Here is a 24,133-nt window from a genome sequence, read left to right on the forward strand (position 1 = left end):
ATTGACGCCTGCCGTTCCGCCGTGGCGGAGCGCTTGATATACGGCCGCTGCCTTGCAGCGGCCTTCGTGTTTTCTGAAATATCGCAGTGGAGAGCCGCATGGTTCCCGTAATCGCCCTGGTGGGTCGCCCTAACGTTGGCAAATCCACCCTGTTCAATCGTCTGACCAAGAGCCGTGACGCCATTGTCGCGGAGTACGCCGGTCTGACTCGTGATCGCCAGTATGGCGAGGCCAAGTGGCAAGGTCGCACCTACATTGTCATCGATACCGGAGGGTTGACCGGAGACGAAGAAGGCATCGACGCCAAGATGGCTGAGCAGTCGCTACAGGCGATGCAGGAAGCCGATGCGGTGATGTTCATGGTCGATGCGCGTGCCGGCATGACTCCGGGCGACCAGATGATCGCCGAGCACCTGCGCAAGATGAACAAGCGCCACTTCCTCGTCGCCAACAAGGTCGACAGCATTGACCCGGATATTGCACGGGCCGAGTTCAGTCCGCTGGGGCTAGGCGATGCCTTGCCGATTGCCGCTGCTCACGGTCGTGGCATCAGCCATATGCTGGAGCAAGCGCTCGGTGCCTTTCCCAAGGACAACGCCGAGGCAACCGAAGCCGAAGGCGAAGGTGAGGCCGAAGAGGGCGAGGTGGTCGCCGAAGGGCAGGAGCTCAAGCGCATCCCCGGGCCGAGCGAAAAGGACGGCATCAAGATCGCCATCATCGGCCGGCCCAATGTCGGCAAGTCGACCCTGGTCAACCGCATGCTCGGCGAAGAGCGGGTCATCGTCTACGATCAGGCCGGCACGACGCGCGACAGCATCTATATCCCGTTCGAGCGGGGCGACGAGAAATACACCCTGATCGATACCGCTGGCGTGCGTCGCCGCGGCAAGATCTTCGAGGCGGTGGAGAAGTTCTCCGTGGTCAAGACGCTGCAGGCGATCCAGGACGCCAACGTGGTGATCTTCGTCATGGATGCGCGCGAAGGCGTGGTCGAGCATGACCTCAACCTGCTCGGCTTCGTCCTCGACAGCGGCCGGGCTCTGGTGATCGCGCTGAACAAGTGGGACGGCATGGAGCCGAGCGAGCGCGACTACGTCAAGACCGAGCTCGAGCGCCGGTTGTTCTTCGTCGAGTTCGCCGACATCCATTTCATCTCCGCCAAGCACGGCACCGGCGTCGGCAATCTATACAAGTCGGTGCAGGCCTCGTTCACTTCCGCCGTCACACGCTGGCCCACCAGCCGTCTGACGCAGATTCTCGAAGACGCCGTGCGCGAGCATGCACCGCCGATGGTGGCCAGCCGTCGCATCAAGCTGCGTTACGCTCACCTGGGCGGCGCCAACCCGCCGCTGATCGTGATTCACGGCAACCAGGTCGACGCCATCCCCAAGTCCTACACGCGCTATCTGGAGAACACCTATCGGCGTGTGCTGAAGCTGGTGGGTACGCCGATCCGTATCGAGTACAAGGGCAGTGAGAACCCGTTCGAGGGCAAGAAGAACACCCTCACTGACCGCCAGGTGAACAAGAAGCGCAGGCTCATGTCGCACCACAAGAAGGCCGAGAAGAAGCGTCGCGACAAGAAGCGCTGATTGGATTCAGCCTTCGTCGAGCGTCTGGTCCATATCCAGCGCCGGGCGCGCATGCTTTGGCTTGCCGGCCTGGCGTGCCGGATTTCCCACCACCGTAGTGTGGGGCGGCACGGGTTGCAGCACGACGCTGCCGGCGCCGACCTTGGCGCCTTCGCCGATTTCGATATTGCCGAGTATCTTCGCGCCCGCGCCGATCATCACCCCACTGCGGACCTTCGGGTGGCGATTCCCGCTTTCCTTGCCGGTCCCTCCCAAAGTCACGCCCTGGAGGATCGAGACGTCGTCGCCCACCTCGGCGGTTTCCCCGATGACGATGCCTGTCCCGTGGTCGAGCATTATGCCGCTGCCTATCCGGCTGGCCGGGTTGATATCGATGGCCAGCCGTTCGTTGCAGCGTGCCTGGATGAACAGGGCCAGCAAACGCTCTCCGCGCTGCTGCAGGTGATGGCCGACTCGGTAGGCCTGCAGCGCAAGGAAGCCCTTCGAGAACAGGAACACCTCCAGCGCCGTATCGAAAGCAGGGTCGCGGCTGACGATCGCCTGCAGGTCACGCCAAGCCTGTTCGGCCAGCGACGGGGCCTGACGATGGGCGCTGGCGAACCGCTCGAACAGCGTTTCCGGCCGCTCCGATGCGCCGGCCAGCACTTTGCTGATCCGATGGGCCAGCGCGCAGCCAAAATCCGGCTGCTGGACGATGGTCTGTCGAAAGAGCTCGGCGAGGGTTGGTTCGGTCTGGATGGCACGGTCGGCCTGGTTGCGCAGTTCGTCCCAGCGGGTGTCGGTGGCTTGGGTCGGCATAGGGGCTCCTTCGCGGCATCGAGGCGCGAGACCTGTAGAGGGCTCGTTTCGGCATCACTGTAACAGCCGGTGGTGCGGCTCGGGCCGGCTCGTATTGAGCCGCCGTGATCGGCTATCCTGTTTTGCCCTGCCGCAGCCCCGTACGGCAGGCTTGTTGGAAGGCGGCCATGCTCAGTAAATTGCCCAATGTCGGCACCACCATCTTCACCACCATGTCACAGCTGGCCATGCAGACCGGCGCGCTGAATCTGTCCCAGGGTTTCCCTGATTTCGATGGGCCCGATGCGCTGCGTGAAGCGGTGGCTCGGCATGTCATGGCAGGCCACAACCAGTACGCTCCGATGACCGGGCTACCGGCGCTGCGCGAGCAGGTCGCTGCCAAGGTGGCATCGCTCTATGGTCGACAGGTCGACGCCGATGCGGATGTCACCATCACGCCGGGCGCGACCCAGGCGATTTTCTGTGCGATCCATGCCGTGGTTCGTCCGGGCGATGAGGTGATCGTCTTCGACCCCTGCTATGACAGTTACGAGCCCGCCGTGGAGCTGGCTGGCGGGACCTGCATCCACCAGGCGCTGAGCCTGCCGGATTTCGTCATCGACTGGCAGCGGCTGGCCGATGCGATCACGCCGCGCACGCGGATGATCGTCCTGAACACACCGCATAACCCGAGCGGCGCGCTGATCGACATGGCGGACCTGCAAAGGCTGGCCGAGCTGATACGTGACCGGGATATCTACCTGCTCAGCGATGAAGTCTATGAACATCTGGTGTTCGACGGGCGCGAGCACGCCAGCGTGTTGCGTCATGACGAGCTTTATCAGCGAGCCTTCGTTGTCAGCTCGTTCGGCAAGACCTATCACGTCACCGGCTGGAAGACGGGTTATGTGGTCGCGCCGGCGGCGTTGAGCAGCGAGCTGCGCAAGGTTCATCAGTACGTCAGCTTCACCGGCGTTACGCCGCTGCAATGGGCGCTGGCCGACTTCATGGCCGCGCACCCCGAACACCTCAGCGAACTTCCAGGTTTCTATCAGGCCAAGCGCGACCTGTTCTGCAATCTGCTGGCCGGCTCGCGTTTCAGTTTCACCCGCGCGGCGGGCACCTATTTCCAGTTGGCGGACTATTCGGCGATTCGACCCGATCTCAGCGATGTTGCCATGGCCGAGTGGCTGACCCGCGAGCATGGAGTGGCGAGCATTCCGATCTCCGTGTTCTATCAGACGCCGCCTGAGGAATCGCGGCTGATCCGCTTCTGCTTCGCCAAACGAGAGGAGACGCTGCGTCAGGCAGCGGAACGACTATGCGCGATCTGAACAACCTTCCCGACCTCGAGTTGGCGCTGATCCAGACCTCGCTCGTCTGGCAGGACGCCGCAGCCAACCGCGAGCGATTCGTCGATCTGATGGAGCGCGCTCGCGGCGCTGACCTGATCGTCCTGCCGGAAATGTTCACCACCGCATTCTCAATGAGCTCCGCCGAACTGGCCGAGCCCGAGGAGGGGCCGACCTACGTGTGGATGCGCGAGCAGGCGGCGCGTCTGGATGCGGTGGTGACCGGTAGCGTGATCATCGAGGCGGCAGACGGCAGCCATCGCAACCGTCTGCTCTGGGTGCGGCCGAACGGCGAGATTTCCCACTACGACAAGCGTCATCTGTTTCGCATGGCCGGCGAGCACAAACACTACACCGCGGGCGAGCAACAGGCGCTGTTCGAACTCAATGGCTGGCACGTACGTCCGCTGATCTGCTACGACCTGCGTTTCCCGGTCTGGAGCCGCGACCCGCATGACACCGACCTGCTGCTCTACACGGCTAACTGGCCTGCCGCTCGCCGTAACGCCTGGAACCGCCTGCTGCCGGCGCGAGCGATCGAGAACCTGTGCTACGTCGCAGCGGTTAACCGGATCGGTGAAGACGGCAAGGGCTATCCCTACAGCGGCGACAGCCAGGTGCTGGACTATCTCGGCGACCCGCTGCTGGAAGCAGGGGACGGCGACGGTGTCTTTCGAGCGACGTTGCGGGGTCGAGACCTGGCCGCGTATCGCAGCAAGTTCCCGGCCTACCACGACGGTGATGCCTTCGAGCTAACGCTCTAGCCGTGCCGGATAGACGTTAGCGCGACGGCTAGCGTACCGAGTCGGCCTTCGCCAGGCGGACGATCTGGCGATCCTGCAGGCCTGCCAGCGCGATGACGGAGAGCAGGGCGCCGAGCAGCGCCATCAGCATGTCCGACTGGGTATCCCAGGGGTCGCCCTGGGTGCCGAGGAAATCCTCCGCCCCCTGGCCGGCCAGCAGCGCCACCCACCATTCGATCAGTTCGTAGAAGGCGCTGAATGCCAGGGCGACGCAAATCGCCAGGAACCCGAGCATCTTGCCCGGTACGACGAAGCCGCGGCGCAACAGTACTTCCCGGGCCAGCAGGGCAGGCGTCACGCCCTGGAAGAAATGCCCGAGCTTGTCGTATGGATTGCGGCTGAGCTCGAACAGGTCCTGTACCCAGAATCCCGGCGGCACCCGGGCATAGGTATAGGCGCCGCCGAGGATCAGCACCAACGCATGCAGCGCAATGATCACGTAAAGCAGGCGGGTCAAGGCGAAGCGCTGGTAGGTCCATAGCAAGAGCGGAAAGGCGATCAGCACCGGTGCGACTTCCAGCAGCCAGGTGGCTCGGTCGTAGGGGGCTATCCCGGAGACGACGAGCGCCAGGAGCACGATCAGCGCCAAGGTGCAGTGGAGGGACTTGTCTTGCATGGTAGAGAGCCGTCGCGTTGAGATGGCCCAGCATGCAGCGTTCCGCCGTCGACGTGCAATCGTTGCAATAACCGCGGTAAGCGTTGCGTCGCGCGTGTGCGCATCGCTATGCCAAAGGCGTGTCCGTGTTTCCGGGCAGGCGCGGCGAGATGCCTCCGGTGGGTTGGAAACTCGTGCGAGGCTGGCACGGCGTTGGTCCGGTCAGCTCCTTCCGGCGCGTTTAGCGGGCGCACGAGCCACCGAACTGGCGCAACGGCCGAGATCCACCGGCCCGACGAACGTGTTGGCGTTGCCCTGCACGCAGGCCACGCTGCGGTTGCGCCAGCGCTCCCACTCGCTGACCGGATACTGGCGGTTCCAGATGTCGTACAGCCGCCGATCCTGCTTCGACAGGCGCAGGCCATAGCGCTCGCTCATGTACAGGTAGGTCCGCGCGATGGCGCCCCGGCTGTAAATGGCAGGCATGGCGGTGCGCTGCTTGAAGTTCACCACAAAGGGACAGGCGCCGTATTGGGTCGGCTTCTCGCTGAGCATGCCGAACCCGTAGTTGCTGCGGTCGCCATTGACCTCGCCGACCACAGGGACGAGGTTGTGCAGATCGGCCTCGGCCTTGCTGAACACCGGATCGCTCGAGGTGCAGTGCTTGCGCCCACCCTGCTGCCAGCATTGGCGCTGATGGCCGATCACCCAGGCTGGGACGATGTGTTCCCATTCCACGCGCGCAGCGCGTTTGGGCTGCTTGCGCGGGACGTAGCCGCAGCTGCCCAGGTCTATCCGTTTGCCCTCGAAGCGGCAGCCGCAGTAGAAATCGACTGGCCGTTCGGCATAGATCTGCCAGGCCAACCGCTTCGCTTCGCGGAAGGTGCGTGGGGCATCGGCATGAGCGGAGGAAGCGAAAAGCAGGACGAGCAGAAACAGGCTGGTGCGGCGCATGGAGATCTCGACGACGAACTGAGAAAAGCATCCATGCGGGGCGTCGAGATCTTACCGATACGAAGACAACTAATCACTTGCAAAACAAAGAGTTACGCCGTTTTTTCAAGCCGTTCGTCGGCCCAGTCGATTGATCCGCAGCGAGGCGAGGATGATCAGCCCGCCGAGGGTCAGGCGCAGCAGATCGGCATCGGTATCCCAGAACAGCAGATTGAGAATCAGCCCGACCGGCACCGCCATGTTGTTCATCACGGCCAAGGTGCCGGCGTCGACCAGCGTGGCGCCCTTGTTCCAGCAGAACTGCCCCAGCGCCGTGGCCAGCACGCCCATCCACACCAGCACGCCCCACTGGCTGGGGGTCGTTGGCAGTTTCTCGGGATTGCCGAACAGCAACCAAGCCGGCAATACGATCACCAGCGCGCCGAGGAAGAAGTAGCCGAAGCGGCGATGCAGCGGAATGTCCGATGGATAGCGTCGCGCCAGATGCTTGTAACCGACCTGGCCGGCGGCGAAGGTGAAGTTTGCCAGCTGCATCAGCAGGAAACCGCCGAGGAAGTCAGCGGAGACGCCGTCGTAGCGAATCAGCCCGGCGCCGAGCACCGCCACGGCCGCGGCCACCAGCGCCCAGGGATTGAAGCGGCGGTTGAGCGCGTCGTCGATCAGCGTGACGTGCAGCGGCGTCAGCACCGTGAACAGCAGCACTTCGGCCACCGTCAGTACGTTGAAACTCAGATAGAGGCAGAGATAGGTGACGCCGAACTGCAGGGCGCCAACCAGCGTGACGCCTCCGATGAAGCCCGGCGCCACGCCGCGCCAGCGCGTCAATGGCAGAAACACGAGGCCGGCGAGGACGACTCGCGTGAGCACGGCGAAATAGCTGTCCACCTGGCCGGCGAGGTAGGCACCGATCAGGTTGAAGGAATAGGCCCAAAGCAGGGTGACGAAGACCAGGTAGCGCATGCCGGCTCCTCAACAGAAGGCCGGCGACCATAGCCGCTTGGATGCAAAGAAGGAAGGCCTGCCCCCACGCAGCGCAGGGGCAGGCCGCCGGGTCAGGCAGACTTGAGCGAGGCCATGTCGATGACGAAACGGTACTTCACGTCGCTCTTGAGCATCCGCTCGTAGGCGTCGTTGATGTCCTGGATGTTGATCATCTCGATGTCTGACACGATGCCGTGCTCGGCACAGAAGTCGAGCATCTCCTGGGTCTCCTCGATGCCACCGATCAGCGAGCCGGCGATGCGGCGACGCTTGAAGATCAGGCCGAACACGCTGGGCGAGGGGTGCGGCGATGCCGGCGCGCCGACCAGTGTCATGGTCGCGTCACGCTTGAGCAGCGCGACGAAGGCATCGAGGTTGTGCGGCGCTGCGACCGTGTTGAGGATGAAGTCGAAGCTGTTCAGGTGTGCGGCCATCTCGTCCGGGTTCTTCGACACCACCACTTCGCTGGCGCCGAGGCGCAGCGCGTCTTCCTTCTTGTCCGGTGAGGTAGTGAACAGCACCACGTGGGCACCCATGGCGTTGGCGATCTTCACCGCCATGTGGCCCAGGCCACCGAGGCCGACCACGCCGACCTTCTGGCCGGGCCCGACCTTCCACTGGCGCAGCGGCGAATAAGTGGTAATGCCGGCGCACAGTAGCGGCGCGACGGCGGCCAGGCTGGCTTCGTCGTGCGAGATGCGCAGGACGAAATGCTGGTCCACCACGATGTTGTCCGAGTAGCCGCCCAGGGTGTTCTCGCCGCCGCCGAATGCCGGGCCGTTGTAGGTGCCGGTGAAGCCGTTCTCACAATATTGCTCCAGCCCTTCGCCGCAGGACGGGCAGGTCCGGCAGCTGTCGACCAGGCAGCCGACGCCGGCGATGTCGCCGACCTTGAAGCGGCTGACCGCCTCACCGACGGCGGTGACTCGCCCGACGATCTCGTGGCCGGGGACCGAGGGGTAGAGCGTGTTGTTCCATTCGTTGCGGGCGGTATGCAGATCGGAGTGGCAGACGCCACAGTAGAGAATGTCGATCTTCACATCGTTCGGCCCGACATCGCGGCGGGTGAAGGAATAGGGAACGAGCGGCGTGCTCGGATCGTGGGCGGCATAACCGATGGCATTGCTCATGGCGGCTCCAGGGCTGGTCTGACGGAAGAGCCAATCCTAGTGCCGCAGGGCGCGGAGCGGTTGCACGATTCTGCTGGTGAATGATGCGTTCCTGCAGGAACGGGGGAGAGCAGCCATGGATAACGGCTGCTCGTGACGCCGGCTGGTACCGTTGCGCGCGCGTACGGGCACAAAACGTCGAAGCGCCGACGAGCCCATTCAGGCTCGCCGTGCGCTCTTAGCGGCTCAAGCGGCTTTGGAGGTCGCTTCGCGCAGGGCCCGGTTCAAGGCGCTGAACAGCGCACGGATGCTCGCGGTGGTGATGTTCTCGTCGATGCCGATGCCGTGCAACGGTCGCTCGCCGTCCAGACGCACCTCCATATAGGCCGCGGCGCGTGCATTGCTGCCGGCGCCGATCGAGTGCTCGTGGTAGTCCATGATCTCCAGCTTGACCGGCAGGCCGGCGACCAGTGCCTCCAGCGGGCCCTTGCCAATGCCACGCCAATGCATGACCTCGCCCTCGCTGGCGACTTCGACGTCGACCGCGCTGGTGCCGTTTTCTTCCTGCAAGCGGTGGCTCTTCAGCGTGTACGGGGCGGTGGCCTGCAGGTACTCGCTCTCGAGCAACGCGTAGATCTGCTTGGCGCTCATTTCAAGGCCGAGGCGATCGGTTTCGCGCTGCACCACCTGGCTGAACTCGATCTGCATGCGGCGTGGCAGGCTGATGCCGTACTCCTGCTCGAGCAGATAGGTGATGCCGCCCTTGCCGGATTGGCTGTTGACGCGGATCACCGCCTCGTAGCTGCGGCCGATGTCGGCCGGATCGATCGGCAGGTAGGGCACTTCCCACATACCGTTCGGATCCTGCTGGCTGAAACCCTTGCGGATCGCATCCTGGTGCGAGCCGGAGAAGGCGGTGTGGACCAGGTCGCCGACATAGGGATGGCGCGGGTGCACCGGCAACTGGTTGCATTCCTCGACCACCTTGCGCACGGCGTCGATGTCGGAAAAATCCAGTTGCGGATCGACGCCTTGGGTATAGAGGTTCAGGGCCACGGTCACCAGGTCGACGTTGCCGGTGCGTTCGCCGTTGCCGAACAGGCAGCCTTCGACGCGATCGGCCCCGGCCATCAGGCCCAGTTCGGTGGCGGCGACTCCGGTGCCACGGTCGTTGTGGGTGTGCAGGCTGATCAGCACGCTGTCGCGTTTGTTGACATGGCGCCCGAAGTACTCGATCTGGTCGGCGTAGATGTTCGGCGTCGCCGCTTCGATTGTCGCCGGCAGGTTGAGGATCAGCTTTTGCGCAGGCGTCGGCTGGAATACCTCGATCACGGCGTTGCAGACCTCGACGGCGAAGTCGGTCTCGGTGGAGCTGAACACCTCGGGCGAGTACTCGAAGCGCCAGTCGGTTTCAGGCGCTGCCGCGGCCAGGCGCTTGATGACCTGCGCCGCGCTCACGGCGATGTTCACCACGCCGGCCTTGTCCTGGTTGAAGACGATGCGGCGGAAGCTCGGTGCGGTCGCGTTGTAGTAGTGGACGATGGCCCGCTTGGCGCCCTTGAGCGATTCGAAGGTGCGGCTGATGAGGTCCTCGCGGGCCTGGGTCAGCACCTGGATGGTCACGTCATCCGGAATATGGCCGCCTTCGATCAGCTCGCGGACGAAATCGAAATCGGTCTGCGACGCCGAAGGGAAGCCCACTTCGATTTCCTTGAGACCGATCTGCACCAGGGTCTTGAAGAAACGCATCTTCTTGCCCGCATCCATCGGCTCGATCAACGACTGGTTGCCATCGCGCAGATCCGAACTCAGCCAGATCGGTGCCTGGGTGATGGTCTTCGACGGCCAGGTGCGATCCGGAATGTCGATCGCCGGAAAGGCGCGATATTTCGTCGAGGGATTCTTGAGCATGGTCATGGTGTTTCTCCGTCGGTGGCGTGGGCGAGAGAGGGCCGCTCTCGCGTACAGCAGTCGTTGATGGTGCAAAACTAGTTCGTCGCCGGGATGTATTGCAAGAAGTGTTTTAAAGTTGGAATAAATCTCCAATTATCGATTTTTATGGCAATAAATATCGTGAAACGGCTTCGTTGAGGGTGCTCGCTTGCCCACTGCGATTGCGGCCTCATGTCGCATCGATGGAAACGATGGGCGTGCGATCATCCGGCCGCTCCGCTGGAGCTTGTGTTTGAAACAAGGAATGCAGTCGTGACACGCAAAGGGCTTTCGACATCGAGCATCTGGCTTGGCCTGTTCGCCATGCTGATGATCCATGTCGGCCCCTTGTATTCCGCTCTGCAGGCCGGCGCAGCGCAAACACCTCTCGCCGGCGAACCTGTGCATATGCACGGGCACCTGGGCGAGCAGGAGCCTGCCGCCGCACCGATCCATCACGGTGCAGGCAAGGCGGAGGGTCCCGCCTGGCTGAACGCGTTGAAGTTCTGCGGTTATTGCGAACTGCTGACGCTCAATCCGCCGCTGACCCTCTCGCTGGTCCTGGCACTGCCGCTGCTGCGTCCCGTCTTTCTCCAGGCGCTGCCTGCCAAGCCTCTGCTCCCGGCCAGACGCCGCAGCAGCGGGCACCCCCGTGCACCGCCCCATCTGCCTGACTGACGCTCCAACTGCCGCTACGCAGAGAATGGAACGGCTGCGCTCGGTCAGGCTGCGTTAAAAACAGGCTCGATCACCCTTTTTCGCCTGTTCTTACGGGACGCCTAGTCCTTGCCTGACCTTCGCTGGCTACGTTTTCGCGCCCTGCACTGGCGGCCCACCAGACAACGCAGATTTGGAAGACACTCATGTCCAGGCACACTTGCTCGGCGCGCTCGCGCCTGCCCTTTACCTTCTCGCTTCGCCCTGGCTGCCGACGCTGGCAGCTGGCCCATGGCGCCTTGCTGACCATGCTGGCTGGCACCGCACTGGCGGCCGAACCTGCCGATCCGCACGATCACGCCGCGCATAGCGCCGCCGCGTACGAGCTGGCGCCGATGGTCATTACCGGCGTCGCGCAGCAGTCGCCGCTGACCGTGGTCACCGACCCGAAGATCCCCCGCCAGCCGATGCCGGCCAGTGACGGCGCCGATTACCTGAAGACTATTCCGGGCTTTTCCGCGGTGCGTAACGGCGGGGTGAACGGCGACCCGGTATTTCGCGGCATGTTCGGCTCGCGCCTGAAACTGCTCAGCAACGGAGGCGAGATGCTCGGTGCCTGCCCCAACCGCATGGATTCGCCCAGCTCGTACATCAGCCCGGACACCTACGACAAACTGACCGTGATCAAAGGGCCGCAGACCGTGCTCTGGGGCCCCGGCGCCTCGGCCGCCACCGTCCTGTTCGAGCGTGAGCCGGAGCAGTTCAGCGAGCCTGACTATCGCATCAACGGCAGCCTGCTGGCGGCCTCGAACGGCCGCTTCGACCGCAACCTCGATGCCGCCGCCGGCAACGCCCAGGGTTATGCGCGGCTGATGGCCAACAGCTCGCAGGCCGACGATTACGCCGATGGCAATGGCGATACGGTGCCGTCCCGTTATGACAAGTGGAACAGTGACGTCGCCCTCGGCTGGACGCCCGATGACGACACGCTGCTGGAGCTGACGGTGGGCCGCGGCGACGGCGAGGCGCGCTATGCCGGGCGCGGCATGGACGGCAGCCAGTTCAAGCGCGAGAGCGCCGCCCTGCGGTTCGAGCGGACCAACCTCGGCGATGTGCTGCAGAAGATCGAGGCGCGCATCTACTACAACTACGCCGACCACGTCATGGACAACTTCAGCCTGCGCATGCCGTCTGGCACCGGCATGATGGCCAACCCCATGGCAGCCAACGTCGACCGGCGCACCCTCGGTGGCCGGCTGGCCGCGACCTGGCAGTGGGACGACTACAGCCTTGTGTCCGGGGTCGATGCCCAGCGCAACGAACATCGCCAGCGCAGCTCCCGCTACGACATGATGACCGGTACCTACACCGCGCATGACCAGTTCGCCTGGAACAAGGATGCGGACTTCCATAACTACGGCGTGTTCGGCGAGCTCACCCGTACGCTGGACGATGACAATCGCGTGATCGGCGGCGCGCGCCTGGATCACGCAACCGCGCAGGACTATCGCCGCACCGGCCCTTCGGCTGGCGACAGCCGCAGCGACAACCTGCCGAGCGGCTTCATGCGCTACGAATACGACCTGCAATCGCTTCCCGCGACGGCCTACGTGGGCCTCGGCCACGCCGAGCGTTTCCCCGATTACTGGGAACTGTTCTCCGGCGGCGCCAGCGCCTTCTCCAACGTGAAACCGGAAAAGACCACCCAGCTCGATGTCGGCCTGCAATACAGCCAGGGCCCTCTCGATGCCTGGGTCTCGGCTTATGCGGGCCAGGTGCGGGACTTCATCCTGTTCAGCTACGGGACCAATATGATGGGCATGTCGAGGTCCAGCGCCGACAACGTCGACGCGCGCATCATGGGCGGCGAGCTCGGCGCCACCTACCGCCTGAATGCGAACTGGAAAACCGACGCCAGCCTGGCCTATGCCTGGGGCAAGAACAGCTCGGATGGCGAAGCGCTGCCGCAGATGCCGCCGCTGGAAGGGCGCCTGGGCCTGGGTTACGAGCGCGGCGACTGGAGCGCGGCGGGCCTGTGGCGCCTGGTCGCCGCGCAAACCCGCGTAGCCGAAGGGAAGGGCAACGTGGTCAGCAAGGACTTCGACGAGAGCGCAGGGTTCGGGGTGTTCTCCCTCAACGGCGCCTATCGCCTGAACCGCAATCTGAAGCTGAGTACCGGCATCGACAACCTGCTCGACAAGGCCTACAGCGAGCATCTCAATCTTGCCGGTAACGCCGGGTTTGGCTTGTCATCCGATGAGCGCATCAACGAGCCGGGCCGCACCTACTGGGCGCGCGTCGACCTGAGCTTCTGAGAAAAGGCGTTGGCAAGCGGAGCAGGGTGCGTCCCCGCTCCGGCTTGCTTGCGCCAGACGCTGTGCTTCTTCGCCCGGCGCCTGCGGTTGCGGCCGCTAGGGCCGGCTGGCGTCGCGCTCCGGAGCGGGCGGCTTCGACTCCCGTTCTCGCATAGCCGGCTCGCCGCGCTGCCCCAGCGAGGCGCACCAGTCGCGCATGTCGCCGCCGCTCGGGTGCTGGAACACGCGCAGGCCAAACTCCGGAAGAATCGCCAGCAGGTGGTCGAAGATGTCTGACTGAATCGCCTCGTATTGCGTCCAGGCCACGGTGTTGGTGAAGCAGTAAATCTCCAGCGGCAGGCCGTCGGCAGTCGGGCTGAGCTGGCGCACCATCAGGGTCATGCCCTGATGAATCCCGCCGTGACTGCGCAGATAACGTTCAACGTAGGCGCGAAAACTGCCGATATTGGTGATGCGCCGGGTGTTGACCGGCTCCTTGCCGCGCTCTTCGAGCTTGGCATTCCAGGCGTCGATCTCGCGGCGCTTCTCGGTGAGGTATTCGTCCAGCAGGTTGAAGCGGTGCAAGTGCTCGCATTCCTCACCGCTCAAAAAGTGCACGCTCTGCTGATCGAGGAACAGGCTGCGCTTGATCCGCCGCCCACCGCTTTCCTGCATGCCCCGCCAGTTCTTGAACGAGTCGCTGATAAAGCGCTTGGTCGGGATATTGGTGATGGTCTTGTCCCAGTTCTGCACCTTCACCGTATGCAGCGCGATGTCGATCACGTCGCCGTCCGCGTTGAGCTGCGGCATCTCGATCCAGTCGCCGACGCGGATGATGTCGTTCGAGGAGATCTGCACGCTGGCCACCAGCGAGAGGATGGTGTCCTGGAAGATCAGCAGCAGAACCGCCGCCATGGCACCGAGGCCTGACAGCAGGATCAGCGGCGAGCGGTCGATCAGCGTGGCGATGATGAGGATGGTGGCGATCGCATACACGACGATCTTGACGACTTGCAGGTAGCCCTTGATCGGGTGCACGTGCGCATCGGCTCGTCGCCGATAGATCATGTTGATGATGTCGAGCAGCGCACCGAGTGCGAGGGCGATGGTCAACACGATGAAGCCGCCGCAGACGTTGCGCACCACCGTGACAGCCGCTTCCGGCAGGCCCGGGACGGTATTCACACCGATCGATAGAATCAGCGCCGGCACGATGTTGGACAGCCGGCGGATGATGCCGAAATCCTGCAGTTCCGTTTCGCGCGAACTGCGCACCAGCTGGTAAACGCCGCGGACAAGGATGCGTTTGACTATCCAGTTGGCGAGCCAGGCGGCGAATATCAGCGCCGCGCTGGCCACCAGGGTCTGCAGCTCCGGATGGTTTCTGAGCCAGTCCAGCCAAATGCCCATTTCGTCTTGCATGAAAGTGCTCCGCCAGATACCTGTTGCTGCTTGGACGCGTCCTAGCGAATGAATTCGCGGCTGATCGAGCGGAACAGGTCGGTCCCGGCCTGTTCCATCCACTCGAACGCGACCATTTCCCTGGAGACGATGCTAGCGCCGGCCTGTTGCATGCGGGTCAGGCCGAGCGCCTTGTCACTAGCGCGACGCGAGCCGACCGCTTCTTCGACCACGAATACCTGATTGCCGCGCGCCAGCAGATCGAGCACGGTCTGCAATACGCAGATGTGCGTTTCGATGCCGCTGACGATGAACTGCTTGCGCTCGCCACCGGGGCGCTTGAACAACTCACCGTCACGTGCCGCGGAGAAATGCAGCTTTTCCAGGATCGACTCGTCGCCCATGCCTTCGCGCAATGCGGCGATCGTCGGGCCCAGCCCCTTGCTGTATTGCTCGGTGAGCAACACGGGGACGCCGATGCGCCGGGCCACCTGGATCAGCCAGGCGCTGTGCTCGGCCAGTGCGGTGTGGTTTTCGATGGCGGGGAACAGCCGTTCCTGGATGTCGATGATCAGAAGGGTCGATTCCTGCGCGTTGATGAGCATGGCGATTCCCGGGAGGTTGATCAGGGCTTGAAGGCACCGATGAAGATGGACGGATCGATGCGTGCGTCGTTGAGGCTGACGTTCCAGTGCAGGTGCGGGCCGGTGGCCCGGCCTGTGGAGCCGACCTTGCCCAACACGGCGCCACGGGCGAGCTCTTCGCCGACCTTCACGTCGATTTTCGAAAGGTGACAGAACATGCTGATCAGCCCCTGGCCGTGGTCGACGAACACCGTATTGCCGTTGAAGAAGTAGTTGCCGGTCAGGATGACCTTGCCGGCTGCTGGCGTCTTGATCGGCGTGCCGGCCCTGGCGGCGAAGTCCAGGCCGGAATGCGGGTTGCGCTCTTCGCCGTTGAAGAAACGGCGCAGGCCGAACGGCGAGGACAGCGGGCCGTTGACCGGCTTGTCGAACAGCAGATTGCTGGGCTGGCGTGGGCTGAACTGCCGGTAGGCACGGGTCTGTTCGTCCAGCTCGCGCTCGATGCGCTTGAGGTCGGCAGGGTTCGGATTGACCTGCCGCTGGTTTTTCAGCGTGATGTGCTGCTCGCGGTAGGTACGCGGCTCGACACGAAAGCTCTGCGCCCGGCCCTTGACGTCCAGCGATTGTTGACCGGCCTTGACTGACAGCGGAATCCCGACGATGGCGATCCAGCGCTGGCCGTCTTCGCGCACCACCAGCACCGGTTTGCCGTCGTAGCGGGCGCTTGGCGCGCTGGCACCGTCGCCGAGATCGACTACCGCCACGCCTCCGGGCACCGGCTTGTTGAGCAGCCGCGTGAGAAACCCTTCGGCGTGAACGGGAAGCGAGAGGCAGAGCAGCAGGGCAAAGGCAAAGCGCATGGGAATCCTGAGCAGAGTGGGTTAGTCCAGCAGTGACAAGGTGACCGGCGTCTGGTGATTGTCTTCGACTCGGACGTCCAGTTCGCCTTCGCCCAGGCGCGCCTTCAACCGTTGGCCGGGGTGAGTCTGGGCTGCGTGACGAATCGCCTGGCCGCGCTCATCGAGCAGGATGCTGTAGCCACGTGACAGCGTGGCGAGCGGGCTGACCACATTGAGTGTCTGCGCCAGCGCCTGCAATTGGTGCCGATGGCCTTTCAGCCGATCCTGCATGGCGCGCGGCAGGCGCGTGGAAAGATGCTCGAGGCGCTGGCGAAGCAAGTTCAGGTTGAGGCCTGGATGCTGTCCGGACAGTCGCGTCTCGAGGCGGGCAAGACGTTCTTGCCCAGCGCAAAGCCGACGGTCGATGCCGCGCAATAACCGTTGCTCCAGATCGTCGATGCGCTGAGCCTGCTGTTGCAGTCGTTCGCCGGGGTGGCGCAGACGCCGCGTCAGGCTGTCGAGGCGTGAGCTGTCCCGGTGCAGGCGGTCGCGGATCCGCAGCAGCAGACGCTGACGCAGACCGTCGAGGCGCTGTCGCATATCGGCGCTGCTCGGCGCGAGCAGTTCGGCGGCGGCGGACGGGGTCGGCGCCCGCACGTCAGCGACGAAATCGGCGATGGATACGTCGGTCTCATGGCCGACGGCGCAGACGATCGGCGTCTCGCAGGCGGCCACCGCGCGTGCGACGGTTTCTTCATTGAAGCACCAGAGATCTTCCAGCGAGCCGCCGCCGCGGGCCAGGATCAGTGCGTCGAAACCGCCGCGATCGGCCAGCTGCAGCGCACGGACGATCTGCGCCGTCGCCTCGCGACCTTGTACCGGTGTCGGCACCAGTGTCAGGGCCACCTGCGGCGCGCGTCGACGGAACACCGAAATGATGTCGCGAATCACCGCGCCGGTTGGCGAGCTGACGATACCGATGCGCTGCGGATGAGCGGGCAGGGCGCGCTTGCCGGCGGCGTCGAATAGACCCTCGGCGCTGAGCTTGTCTTTCAAGGCTTCGAAGGCCAGGCGCAGGGAGCCATCGCCCGCCGGTTCGACGTTGTCGAGGATCAGCTGGTAGTCGCCACGCCCCTCGAACAATGACACCCGTCCGCGTACCTTCATCGCCAGTCCGTCGCGCAGCGCCTGGCGCACGCGCAGGGCGTTCTGCCGGAACAGGGCGCAGCGGACCTGCGCGTTCTTGTCCTTGAGGGTGAAATAGATGTGGCCGGAGGCGGGCTTGGCCAGGTTGGATATCTCGCCTTCGACCCAGACCTGGGCGAACACGTCTTCCAGCAACAGCCGTGCACGGTTGTTGAGCTGGCTGACGGTCAGCACTTCACGGTCGAGGTTCAGGCGTTGAAAGGGATCGGTGAGCATGGCGGCGATGATAAGGGAAAAGCGCGACAAGAGCGCTGAAGGTTGGAGGCTAAACGGAGACCAGGCGACGGACCAGCATTGACCTCGTTGCGAAGCGCATTAAGCTGCGCCGCTTTCATCGCCTCCTCTCGAGCCAGCCATGAGCCACAGTCAAGCGATCGTCGTGCCGCGTATCTCCACGTTTCCCGGCCATGAAGCCAAGGCGCGCATGATTTTGCGCTGGTTGGCCGAGCGTCGTGTCGTCGAGGCGTTGCCCACTACCTGCGGCCGTGGCGTTGGCGGCATGGCATATGCCATCGGATCAGGCGCGCGCAGCGTCGTGCTCCACCCGGAGCGGTTGCCGTTCGGTGAGCCGATCAATGGTTTGGAGGTGGTGACCAAGCGCTGTATCTACACGCCGACCCGCGATTTCGCCGAGGAGGCGGGCTGCCCCGAGTGTCGACGCGAGATCGGCGAAGCGCTGTTCGAGAGCCTGGACGAGTGGATGCCCAAGCAGACCGATAACTTCACCTGCCCCGAATGCGGCTTCGAAGATGACGTCAACGGTTTCCTGTTCATACCGGCCTGCGGCTTTTCCAACCTCGGCTTTATCTTCAATGGCTGGGGGGAGGCTACCTTTACCCAGGCATTCATTGACGAGTTCGCGGCGCGCCTGGGCTTCAAGGTGGCGGTAGTGGTGGCTGAGAGTGACTGATCAGTCACTTCTTGCTGCCGACAGCGCAAAGCGCGCGACGGGCCGCACAACCGCATTGAGCACAATGGTGTGCGTGGGTATAATGCCGCGCTTCCTTTTTCCCGCCTGGGAGCCCCCGCCATGCTGCGTATCAGCCAAGAAGCCCTGACATTCGATGATGTTCTCCTGATCCCGGGTTATTCCGAGGTCCTGCCGAAGGATGTCAGCCTCAAGACCCGCCTGACCCGCGAAATCGAGCTGAACATTCCCCTCGTTTCAGCAGCAATGGATACCGTCACCGAAGCTCGCCTGGCCATTGCCATGGCGCAGGAAGGTGGCATCGGCATCATCCACAAGAACATGAATGTCGAGCAGCAGGCGGCCGAGGTGCGCAAGGTCAAGCGTCACGAAACAGCCATCGTTCACGATCCGGCCACCGTGACCCCCGAAACCAAGATCAGCGAGCTGCTGCGCAAGGCGCGCGAGCTGGGCTTCTCGGGCTTTCCTGTGGTGTCGGGCAAAGAGCTGGTGGGTATCGTCACCGGGCGCGACCTGCGCTTCACGCCGAACGTCGGTGATTCGGTTGCTGCGATCATGACGCCGAAGGAAGAGCTGATCACCGTGCAGGAAGGCACCGGCCTCGAAGAAATCAAGACCAAACTCTACGAACACCGCATCGAGAAGATGCTGGTGGTCGACAGCAACTTCCACCTGCGCGGCCTGGTCACCTTCCGTGACATCGAGAAGGCCAAGACCTATCCGCTGGCATCCAAGGATGACCAGGGTCGCCTGCGTGTCGGTGCCGCCGTCGGTACCGGCGCTGACACCGCCGAGCGTGTCGAGGCGCTGGCCGCAGCTGGCGTCGACGTGATCGTCGTCGACACCGCCCACGGTCATTCCCGTGGCGTGCTCGATCGCGTGCGTTGGGTGAAGGACAACTTCCCTCAGGTCCAGGTCATCGGCGGCAACATCGCCACCGCCGAAGCTGCGCTGGATCTGGTCAAGGCTGGCGCTGACGCGGTGAAAGTCGGCATCGGCCCGGGTTCTATCTGCACCACCCGCATCGTCGCCGGTGTCGGGGTGCCGCAAATCTCTGCCATCGCCAACGTCTCCGCCGCCCTCGAAGGCACCGGCGTACCGATGATCGCCGACGGCGGTATCCGCTTCTCCGGTGACCTGTCCAAAGCCATCGTCGCCGGCGCCAACGCCGTGATGATGGGCTCGATGTTCGCCGGCACCGAAGAAGCGCCGGGCGAGATCGAGCTGTTCCAGGGCCGCTCCTACAAGGCCTACCGCGGCATGGGCTCGCTCGGTGCGATGTCCCAGGCGCAGGGCTCTTCGGATCGTTACTTCCAGGATTCGTCGGCAGGTGCCGAGAAGCTGGTACCCGAAGGCATCGAAGGACGCGTGCCGTACAAGGGCTCGCTGGCCGCGATCATTCATCAGCTGATGGGTGGCCTGCGCGCCTCCATGGGTTACACGGGCAGCGCCACCATCGATCACATGCGGACCCATCCGCAGTTCGTGCGCATCACTGGCGCCGGCATGGCCGAGTCCCACGTGCACGACGTGCAGATCACGAAAGAGGCCCCGAATTATCGGGTTGGCTGAGCCAACTCGAGCTTCAAGCTACAGGCGGCAGGCTACAGGCTTGCCGTCTTGCTTTTGAGGCTCTTGCTCTTACCTGAAGCCTGCGGCCCGCGGCCTGCAGCCCTTAAGCTGGTTTTACGAGGCTCCTCATGGTTCATCAAGACATTCACGCCCACCGCATCCTGATTCTCGATTTCGGCTCGCAGTACACCCAGCTGATCGCCCGTCGCGTTCGCGAGATCGGCGTCTACTGCGAACTGCACCCGTTCGACATGAGCGACGAGGACATCCGTGCCTTCAACCCGCGCGGCATCATCCTGGCCGGCGGCCCGGAGTCGGTGCATGCCGAGGGCAGCCCGCGCGCACCGCAGGCGGTGTTCGATCTGGGCATTCCGCTGTTTGGCATCTGCTACGGCATGCAGACGATGTCCGAACAGCTCGGCGGCAAGGTTCAGGGCTCGGACGAGCGTGAGTTCGGCTATGCACGCGTCGACCTGGTCGGCAAGTCCAAGCTGTTCGACGGTATCGAAGACCACATGGACGACGACGGCGTGTTCGGCCTCGACGTCTGGATGAGCCACGGCGACAAGGTTACCGACCTGCCGGAAGGCTTCCATATCCTCGCCAGCACCCCGAGCTGCGCGATTGCCGCGATGGGCGATGATGATCGCCGTTACTACGGCGTGCAGTTCCATCCGGAAGTGACCCACACCCGTCAGGGTGGCCGCATCCTGTCGCGCTTCCTGCTGGAAATCTGCGGCTGCGAAGCGCTGTGGACGCCGTCCAACATCGTCGAGGATCTGGTCGAGCAGGTCCGTAACCAGGTGGGTTCGGCCAACGTATTGCTGGGCCTGTCCGGCGGCGTGGATTCCTCGGTGGTCGCGGCGCTGCTGCACAAGGCCATCGGTGATCAACTGACCTGTGTATTCGTCGACAACGGCTTGCTGCGCCTGCATGAGGGCGACCAGGTGATGGCGATGTTTGCCGAGAACATGGGCGTCAAGGTGATCCGCGCCGACGCCGAAGCGCAATTCCTCGAGAACCTGGCCGGCGAAGCCGACCCGGAAAAGAAGCGCAAGATCATCGGCCGCACCTTCATCGACGTCTTCGATGCGCAGGCCAGCAAGCTCGACAACATCCAGTTCCTCGCCCAGGGCACCATCTACCCAGACGTCATCGAGTCCGCTGGCGCCAAGAGCGGCAAGGCGCACGTGATCAAGTCGCACCACAACGTCGGTGGCCTGCCGGAGGAAATGAACCTCAAGCTGGTCGAGCCGCTGCGTGAGCTGTTCAAGGACGAGGTCCGCAAGATCGGTCTCGAACTGGGCCTGCCTTACGACATGGTCTACCGCCATCCCTTCCCGGGTCCGGGTCTGGGCGTGCGTATCCTCGGTGAAGTGAAGAAGGAATACGCCGACCTGCTGCGTCGTGCCGATCACATCTTCATACAGGAACTGCGCAACTTCGATTGGTACCACAAGACCAGCCAGGCCTTCGTGGTGTTCCAGCCGGTCAAGTCCGTCGGTGTGGTCGGCGACGGCCGCCGCTATGCTTGGGTCGTCGCGTTGCGTGCCGTGGAAACCATCGACTTCATGACCGCACGCTGGGCGCATCTGCCGTACGAGCTGCTGGAAAAGGTCTCCAACCGCATCATCAACGAAATCGAAGGCATCTCGCGCGTCACCTACGACGTGTCGAGCAAGCCGCCGGCGACAATCGAGTGGGAGTGAAATCAGGTCCTTCAGGGACTATCGGCACCTATCGATAAGATGCTGTAACGTGTTGATTTAGAAGAAAATATGTCACGGCATCTATCGGTGGCTATCGCCGAGCAGCAGAACGCTCTGGCGGTAAGGGTGACGGTAGGAATCGGAAGCCGGATTAAGACCCTCCCGTTTACTATCGAGACCAAACCGGTCTTTGACGGTAAATCTCTCCTTGGGAAAGCTTGCGCCATGCGGCTTTCCCGGCATCAGCAGGTCTCCTGGCCCTTGACGGTAAAAGCCGTCATGAACAGGAGGAAAAACCTCAATGCTGACCGACACCGCACTGCGCAAACTAAAGCCCAAAGCCAAGCCCTACAAGGCTTCCGATCGCGACGGGATGTACGTAACGGTATCGCCCGGCGGTACCGTCACCTTTCGCTACGATTACCGTCTCAATGGACGCCGGGAAACGCTGACCATCGGACGGTATAGGCCAGCGGGGATTTCATTGGCCATGGCGCGCGAAAAGCTGCTGGATGCCAAGCGAATGGTTGCTCAAGGCATATCTCCCTCCTTGGAAAAACAGCGAGCCAAGCGGCGACTGACAGCTGCCAAGTCGTTTGGCGACATGCTGAAGAGATGGCTGACTGATACGCGTATGGCCGACAGCACGCGATCCATGCGCAAGAGCATCATTGATCGCGACATCCTGCCGGTCTTCGAGAACCGTCTCCTGACCGAAATCACTGCAGACGATCTCCGCATGCTCTGCGCCAAGGTGAAGGGGCGTGGTGCGCCGGCAACGGCCGTCCACATTCGCGACATCGTGAAGCAGGTCTTTGCGTTTGCAATCCTGCACGGTGAGAAAGTGGAGAATCCGGCCGACGGTGTTAAGGCAGCATCGATCGCCACCTTCGTGCCGAAAGACCGAGCGCTGACCCCGACCGAGATTCGCCTGGCTTTTCACCAGTTGGAGTCGATTGCGGCGTACCCCACCATTCGATTGGCCTTGCGCCTGGTACTGCTGACCTTGGTGCGTAAAAGCGAGCTGATCGAAGCTACTTGGAATGAGGTGAATTTTGAGAACGCCACGTGGACGATCTCCAAGCAGCGTATGAAGGGACGCAATCCCCACGTGGTCCACCTGTCGCGCCAGGCTCTGGACATCTTCGTGGCATTGCACACGTGTGCTGCAGGCTCGAGGTTCGTGCTGCCCTCGCGCTATGACATCCACCGCTGCATGTCGCACGCCACCTTGAACCGAATCACGCAACTGATCGCATCGCGGGCCAAGGAGGCGGGGTTGCCTCTGGAGCCGTTTACGGTGCACGACCTGCGCAGGACTGGCTCTACGCTACTCAACGAAGTGGGCTTCAACGGTGACTGGATTGAGAAGTGCCTGGCGCATGAGGAAGGGCGTTCCTCGCGCTCCGTCTACAACAAGGCCGAATATGCGGAGCAGCGGCGCCACATGTTGCAAGAGTGGGCAGACATGGTTGATGCCTGGATCGATGGTCGGACTCACCTTCCGAAGCTGTTGCCGGACAATGTGTCCGTGCCGGTATTGAGTGCAGCCGTATAAAGGAATGGGCAGGTTGTCAGTTGACAACCTGTCGAATCATACGAATACTGGAGACCATCCATGGCCCGTCCTTCACATCCGAAGAAAGAGATCGAAGAAGCGCTTAAACATGCCGAAGGGCAGGGGTGGCGCATCGAAGTCGGCGGCAGTCACGCCTGGGGACGGATCTACTGCCCCTATAACGACGAGGAATGTCGCTGCGGTGAGTTCTGCATCACCAGCGTGTGGAGTACGCCGAAGAGCCCTGGTAACCACGCACGCGCCTTGCGACGCGTCGTGGATAACTGCACCACGCACCGTAAGCCGCAAGAGGCTGCCAACGGCGCAGAGGAGTAGCACGATGGAATACACCTTCACTCTGAAATACCAACTCGCCGATGATGACCGGAACCCGGATGTGCTGGTCGAACGCCTTGGCGAAGCGGGCTGCGACGATGCCCTGGTTGGCATCGGTCAGCCGGGGCGGCTGGCGCTGGAGTTCATTCGCGAGGCGGAGAACGCAGATGCGGCTGTGCGCAGTGCACTGGCCGATGTGCGCAGTGCAGTGCCCTCGGCCAGGCTGATCGAGGTCGCCCCGGATCTGGTCGGCCTGACCGACGTGGCCGAAATGGTCGGGGTATCGCGACAGAACATGCGCAAACTGATGCTGGCCAACCCGGGCAGCTTCCCGGCACCTGTGCACGAGGGCAGTGCGTCGATCTGGCACCTGGCGGATGTGCTGACCTGGTTGCAGGCCAGGGGCAGCTATTCGCTGGCCAGAGATGTACTGGAAGTGGCTCAAGTGGCTTTGCAGGTCAATCTGGCGAAGGAAAGTCGGCGTCTACCTCGCTCGACTTCTACGGAGCTGGAAGCTCTAGTTGGCTGAGGCCTGCATCGGCCGCATACCTAATCTGAGCTCGACCGAACCGGGCGGGTTTTCCGTAGGCGGACATCCGGGCAACTGATGTCTTTACGAGGCGCCTGCTTGCGCTCCTCGATCCAGGCCTCCACCTCAGCTAAGTCCCATACGACGCAACGCGGTGTCAGGTTAAAGCGTCTAGGGAACTCGCCACGACGCTCCATCTCGTAGATGGTCGTTTCGGACAGAGGGATGATCTGTCTCAGCTCTTGTCGCCGAATGGTGCGCCGAAACGGTAGGGGGCTTTGCTTCGGAAACTGTGGTAGCACGTCGTAGCCGTCTGTCTCTGGAATGGGCAGTGGCTCGCTGTTTTTAGAAATCAGTAAGCTGGGCATAGGCGATTGTGGCTCCACGTTGACTAAGGGAGTCTGCGGAATAGCGGCATGGTGCGG

At 63.1% G+C, this 24,133-nt stretch carries 22 protein-coding genes; 11 read left to right on the forward strand and 11 right to left on the reverse strand.

The window, feature by feature from the left end:
* The first annotated feature begins 98 nt into the window (after window positions 1–98).
* A complete protein-coding gene (der, locus tag KCX70_RS06355; protein WP_212619614.1) occupies window positions 99–1,592 on the forward strand; it encodes a ribosome biogenesis GTPase Der in 1,494 nt (497 codons plus the stop codon).
* A gap of 6 nt (window positions 1,593–1,598) precedes the next feature.
* Here der and cysE read toward each other — a convergent pair whose 3' ends face one another.
* Window positions 1,599–2,390 (reverse strand): serine O-acetyltransferase, encoded by a 792-nt coding sequence (cysE, locus tag KCX70_RS06360; RefSeq protein ID WP_212619615.1) that lies wholly within the window; start codon window positions 2,388–2,390, stop codon window positions 1,599–1,601.
* A gap of 167 nt (window positions 2,391–2,557) precedes the next feature.
* Here cysE and KCX70_RS06365 point away from each other — a divergent pair, with 167 nt between their 5' ends.
* Both KCX70_RS06365 and KCX70_RS06370 read left to right on the forward strand, forming a co-directional pair.
* Window positions 2,558–3,703, forward strand: coding sequence for a pyridoxal phosphate-dependent aminotransferase (locus tag KCX70_RS06365; RefSeq protein ID WP_212619616.1), 1,146 nt, complete (start codon window positions 2,558–2,560; stop codon window positions 3,701–3,703).
* Window positions 3,691–4,485, forward strand: coding sequence for an amidohydrolase (locus KCX70_RS06370; protein WP_212619617.1), 795 nt, complete (start codon window positions 3,691–3,693; stop codon window positions 4,483–4,485). Before KCX70_RS06365 ends, KCX70_RS06370 begins: the two co-directional genes overlap by 13 nt.
* Window positions 4,486–4,513: 28 nt before the next feature.
* On the opposite strand, the gene KCX70_RS06375 is transcribed toward KCX70_RS06370, so the two are convergent.
* The 5 genes from KCX70_RS06375 to leuA form a co-directional block, all read right to left on the reverse strand.
* Window positions 4,514–5,140 carry a DUF2238 domain-containing protein gene (locus tag KCX70_RS06375; RefSeq protein ID WP_212619618.1) on the reverse strand — a complete coding sequence of 209 codons (627 nt, stop codon included), beginning with the start codon at window positions 5,138–5,140 and terminating at the stop codon, window positions 4,514–4,516.
* A gap of 201 nt (window positions 5,141–5,341) precedes the next feature.
* Window positions 5,342–6,073: an endonuclease gene (locus KCX70_RS06380; protein ID WP_102847630.1), complete on the reverse strand. Its 732-nt coding sequence runs from the start codon at window positions 6,071–6,073 to the stop codon at window positions 5,342–5,344.
* A 105-nt stretch (window positions 6,074–6,178) separates the two neighbouring features.
* Window positions 6,179–7,033 (reverse strand): carboxylate/amino acid/amine transporter, encoded by an 855-nt coding sequence (locus tag KCX70_RS06385; RefSeq protein WP_212619619.1) that lies wholly within the window; start codon window positions 7,031–7,033, stop codon window positions 6,179–6,181.
* 92 nt (window positions 7,034–7,125) lie between these two features.
* The gene (locus KCX70_RS06390; protein WP_249121703.1) at window positions 7,126–8,184 is read right to left on the reverse strand and encodes an NAD(P)-dependent alcohol dehydrogenase; all 1,059 of its coding nucleotides are present in this window, start codon (window positions 8,182–8,184) and stop codon (window positions 7,126–7,128) included.
* A gap of 225 nt (window positions 8,185–8,409) precedes the next feature.
* Window positions 8,410–10,080, reverse strand: coding sequence for a 2-isopropylmalate synthase (gene leuA, locus KCX70_RS06395; RefSeq protein ID WP_212619620.1), 1,671 nt, complete (start codon window positions 10,078–10,080; stop codon window positions 8,410–8,412).
* Between the two features lie 288 nt (window positions 10,081–10,368).
* Between leuA and KCX70_RS06400 the strand changes: the two genes are divergently transcribed.
* Both KCX70_RS06400 and KCX70_RS06405 read left to right on the forward strand, forming a co-directional pair.
* A complete protein-coding gene (locus KCX70_RS06400) occupies window positions 10,369–10,773 on the forward strand; it encodes a DUF2946 family protein (RefSeq protein ID WP_336604813.1) in 405 nt (134 codons plus the stop codon).
* Window positions 10,774–10,958: 185 nt separating this feature from the next.
* Window positions 10,959–13,067, forward strand: a complete 2,109-nt coding sequence (locus KCX70_RS06405) for a TonB-dependent copper receptor (RefSeq protein WP_212619622.1) — start codon at window positions 10,959–10,961, stop codon at window positions 13,065–13,067.
* Window positions 13,068–13,163: 96 nt separating this feature from the next.
* On the opposite strand, the gene KCX70_RS06410 is transcribed toward KCX70_RS06405, so the two are convergent.
* The 4 genes from KCX70_RS06410 to xseA are packed head-to-tail and all read right to left on the reverse strand — an operon-like array spanning window position 13,164 to window position 17,292.
* Window positions 13,164–14,468, reverse strand: a complete 1,305-nt coding sequence (locus KCX70_RS06410) for a mechanosensitive ion channel family protein (RefSeq protein ID WP_212619623.1) — start codon at window positions 14,466–14,468, stop codon at window positions 13,164–13,166.
* Between the two features lie 41 nt (window positions 14,469–14,509).
* A complete protein-coding gene (locus tag KCX70_RS06415; protein WP_212619624.1) occupies window positions 14,510–15,052 on the reverse strand; it encodes a hydrolase in 543 nt (180 codons plus the stop codon).
* 20 nt (window positions 15,053–15,072) lie between these two features.
* Complete coding sequence (locus KCX70_RS06420) at window positions 15,073–15,891, reverse strand: M23 family metallopeptidase (protein ID WP_212619625.1); 819 nt, start codon at window positions 15,889–15,891, stop codon at window positions 15,073–15,075.
* A gap of 21 nt (window positions 15,892–15,912) precedes the next feature.
* Window positions 15,913–17,292, reverse strand: coding sequence for an exodeoxyribonuclease VII large subunit (gene xseA / locus KCX70_RS06425; RefSeq protein ID WP_212619626.1), 1,380 nt, complete (start codon window positions 17,290–17,292; stop codon window positions 15,913–15,915).
* Between the two features lie 139 nt (window positions 17,293–17,431).
* On the opposite strand from xseA, the gene KCX70_RS06430 reads away from it, so the two are divergent.
* From KCX70_RS06430 to KCX70_RS06455, 6 genes are all read left to right on the forward strand, one after another.
* Window positions 17,432–17,986 carry a sugar ABC transporter ATPase gene (locus KCX70_RS06430; protein ID WP_102847622.1) on the forward strand — a complete coding sequence of 185 codons (555 nt, stop codon included), beginning with the start codon at window positions 17,432–17,434 and terminating at the stop codon, window positions 17,984–17,986.
* A 120-nt stretch (window positions 17,987–18,106) separates the two neighbouring features.
* Window positions 18,107–19,576 (forward strand): IMP dehydrogenase, encoded by a 1,470-nt coding sequence (gene guaB / locus KCX70_RS06435; protein WP_212619627.1) that lies wholly within the window; start codon window positions 18,107–18,109, stop codon window positions 19,574–19,576.
* A gap of 128 nt (window positions 19,577–19,704) precedes the next feature.
* A complete protein-coding gene (gene guaA / locus KCX70_RS06440; RefSeq protein WP_212619628.1) occupies window positions 19,705–21,285 on the forward strand; it encodes a glutamine-hydrolyzing GMP synthase in 1,581 nt (526 codons plus the stop codon).
* Window positions 21,286–21,586: 301 nt separating this feature from the next.
* Window positions 21,587–22,843, forward strand: coding sequence for a tyrosine-type recombinase/integrase (locus KCX70_RS06445; RefSeq protein ID WP_212619629.1), 1,257 nt, complete (start codon window positions 21,587–21,589; stop codon window positions 22,841–22,843).
* 60 nt (window positions 22,844–22,903) lie between these two features.
* Window positions 22,904–23,179 carry a hypothetical protein gene (locus KCX70_RS06450; RefSeq protein WP_212619630.1) on the forward strand — a complete coding sequence of 92 codons (276 nt, stop codon included), beginning with the start codon at window positions 22,904–22,906 and terminating at the stop codon, window positions 23,177–23,179.
* A 4-nt stretch (window positions 23,180–23,183) separates the two neighbouring features.
* Entirely contained in the window at window positions 23,184–23,708 is a 525-nt protein-coding gene (locus KCX70_RS06455; RefSeq protein ID WP_212619631.1) for a helix-turn-helix transcriptional regulator, read from the forward strand.
* A gap of 20 nt (window positions 23,709–23,728) precedes the next feature.
* On the opposite strand, the gene KCX70_RS06460 is transcribed toward KCX70_RS06455, so the two are convergent.
* Window positions 23,729–24,076, reverse strand: a complete 348-nt coding sequence (locus KCX70_RS06460) for a helix-turn-helix transcriptional regulator (RefSeq protein WP_104097039.1) — start codon at window positions 24,074–24,076, stop codon at window positions 23,729–23,731.
* Window positions 24,077–24,133 lie beyond the last annotated feature (57 nt).

The sequence above is a fragment of the Stutzerimonas stutzeri genome, from assembly GCF_018138085.1.
Lineage (GTDB): Bacteria > Pseudomonadota > Gammaproteobacteria > Pseudomonadales > Pseudomonadaceae > Stutzerimonas > Stutzerimonas stutzeri_AI.